At 65.6% G+C, this 2,529-nt stretch carries 3 protein-coding genes; 1 reads left to right on the top strand and 2 read right to left on the bottom strand.

The genetic code is table 11. From position 1 onward, the window contains the following. Positions 1-181: hypothetical protein (locus NA3_RS38335; protein WP_218021958.1), on the top strand; the 181-nt coding region annotated here is incomplete at its 5' end. Here NA3_RS38335 and NA3_RS35110 read toward each other — a convergent pair. Together NA3_RS35110 and NA3_RS35105 are read right to left on the bottom strand one after the other, a co-directional pair. Continuing rightward, positions 163-1,002, bottom strand: a complete 840-nt coding sequence (locus tag NA3_RS35110) for a DUF4913 domain-containing protein (RefSeq protein ID WP_084492126.1) — start codon at positions 1,000-1,002, stop codon at positions 163-165. The two genes, NA3_RS38335 and NA3_RS35110, sit on opposite strands and share 19 nt — an antisense overlap. After that, positions 999-2,529 (bottom strand): type IV secretory system conjugative DNA transfer family protein (locus tag NA3_RS35105; RefSeq protein WP_062969213.1); only part of this gene is annotated, 1,531 nt, incomplete at its 5' end. The genes NA3_RS35110 and NA3_RS35105, both read right to left, overlap by 4 nt.

Raw genomic sequence — 2,529 nt, 5'->3', positions numbered from 1 at the left:
TCGGCGATTTGTTTCGGTCGACGAAGCCGAGGGCGCCCCGGTGCTTGTGGAAGCATGGGCACACGGCTGGATCCATGGTCTGTCGCACGAGACTGTCGCACGCGCGATGGCGCTGCCGACACCGCGCAAGCACCAAGCGCCACGTTTGTCTCAGCCACGCCTCTACTGCGGCGGCCGATGACGGCGGAAGTCCGGGCCAAGCCCAAGTTCTTCTGTTGGGGTGGAGTTTCCGAGCGCGGTGAACCAGTTGGGGGGCACCTCTGCTGGTGGTAGGCCGGTTTCGGGTGTGTGGTGGTCGGGGGTACAGCGGTGCAGGGGTCCGTTTACGGCGTCGAGGATGTAGTGGAAGTGCGGGTCGATGTGTGAGACGAACAGCGTCGACATGGCCGAGCGGTCCTCGGCAACGCGAGCGGCTTCGAACACCACATGCAGGGCGGCGAAGCGAACGGCAATACTGCGGTGATCCCACCAGCGCCGACACCACGTGTTCTGGTCTTCGCGGTGGTTGGCGGTGATGCGGACCGCGGTGACTGGCAGCAGCCATTGCTCGACGAAATCGGCGTAGTGACCGAACCGATAAGGCTTGGTGGTGTCGGGCTTGGCTGGGTGTTTGAACCATCCGGGCGGCACGGGTTCGCAGGAAAGTGACGGTAGGGCGACGTGTTTGGTGCGGGTGCAGCGGTGCAGGGGGCCATTGGCGGCGTCGAGGATGACGCGGAAGTGGGGGTCGAGGTGGTGGAGTATGAAGCTCGACAGGCCGGCGGCGTTCTTGTCGGCGCGCATGGCTTCGAAGGCTCGGTGCAGGTGGGCGATCCGCACGCTCACCGCGCGGTGGCGCCACCATTGGCTGCACCACGTCCAGGTGTGTTCGCGGTTGGCTTCGGCGAGGCGGACGGTGACGAACGGGAACAGCCATTGCTCGGCGAAGGTGGTGAAGTCCGGATACGCCGGAACCACGGGCGTCCGCTGTCGTGCAGCTGCAGATGTTGCGGGTGTGGTCATAGCTCGACTCCTGCTGCGCCACCTCTGTTGTCCGGCCGCGCCGGTGGGGTGGCTGGTGTGGATGCGTTGGTGTAGCGGGCAAGGGAGCGGGTGACGAGCGGTTCGAGGGTCGGGTTGTCCCACCAGAATTGTTTTTCGATCAAGACGGGTTCGTGGCCTGGGAGTCGGACCAGGGCGCGGTCTTTCGGCAGGCGAGCGAGTTTGGCGACGTTGAGAATGGGTTCGGCGCGCCAGCTGGTGCTGCGGTTGGTGCCTCCCGGGCCGGTCGATCGGGAGGTGTCGGCGACGTCGTGGTCGTCGACCAGTCGCGCCCACTGCTCCAGATAGGAGGGGGTGGCGATGTTGCCGCCGTAGATTTCGATCGATTGGGCGCGGATAACGGTCAACCCGTTTGCGCCCCAAAGGTCTTCGGCTTGTTCGAGGACCTGCACGATGGTCAGCAGGATGACACCGCACCCGGCGGCGTAGGTGTAGTAGCTGGGTAATGCGTCGATCAGTGCGCAGTTGGCTGCTTCGTCGAGCACCGCCAGCAGCGGCACCGCGAGGCGGCCGTCGGGGCGTGCACGCGCAAATGCCAGCGCTGATTCCAGGATTTGACCGACGAGGGCGGCAGTGAGGGCCGCGGCGGAGTCGGGTCCGGTCATCGACAACGCGTACAGGGTGTCGTTACTGGTGATGAACTCGGCGGGTTTGAATTCGGGCAGGTTGTGCGTCGCCGCCGCGAGGGTGGTGTCGATGACGATCGATTCGCTGGTCTCGTAGGCGGTGACGCGTTTGCGGGCCGGTGGGGTGATCATGGTGGCGTAGCCCTCGTCGGAGAGCACGTTCAAGAACCGGCGAGCCATGTCGTACAACCCGTCCCTCTGGCGCGCGTAGAGGCCTTGCGCGTCGAGGATGCGTTGCGCCGCGCGGACGTGGTTGTGGTGGCGCAGGATGAGGATTGGGGTTTGGTCTTGGTCGCTGGATAGCCATTCGGCGACGTGGAGCAGGTCACCGTCGACACATGCGGCCGCCAGAAGATACAACGACAGCAGTTCTTGAGCGCCGCCGTCGAAGTAGGAGTCGACACGGGCGTTCGCGCGCTCCGACGCTGACCCCGACGCCCCGGAAACGAAGAAGGAGGCCAGTTTTCGTGCGGCGGCGAGGGTGTGGACTCGGGAGAGTAGGTCGACCCAGAACCCGCATACCGGCTGGCCGGTCACTGCCTGGAGATCGCACAGCCAGACTCGGCCGCGCTGTTCGCGCCCTAGTACGGTGTGGCGGTAGAGGTCGGGTTTGTTGGAGGTTGCCATCACCGGTCCCCACGCACTGAGCACCGCGGGGATTGCCCATGCCATGGTTTTGCCGGTGCGCTGTCCGGCGGCGATGAACACACCCATCTCGGCCGGCACGAACAACTCCACTCCCCCGACGACGGTGCGGCCCAACGGCGGCCCCGGCAACGCCCGCACCTCGGCTGGCGCGTCTTTGAGTAGCCGCTCGCCGGCGGTCGCGTTGTCCTGCTGTCGCGCAGCAGAAATGTGTCGT

It is taken from the genome of Nocardia africana NBRC 100379 (assembly GCF_001612635.1).
Taxonomy (GTDB): Bacteria; Actinomycetota; Actinomycetes; order Mycobacteriales; family Mycobacteriaceae; genus Nocardia; species Nocardia africana.
This window is presented reverse-complemented; position numbering and strand designations above follow the sequence as displayed.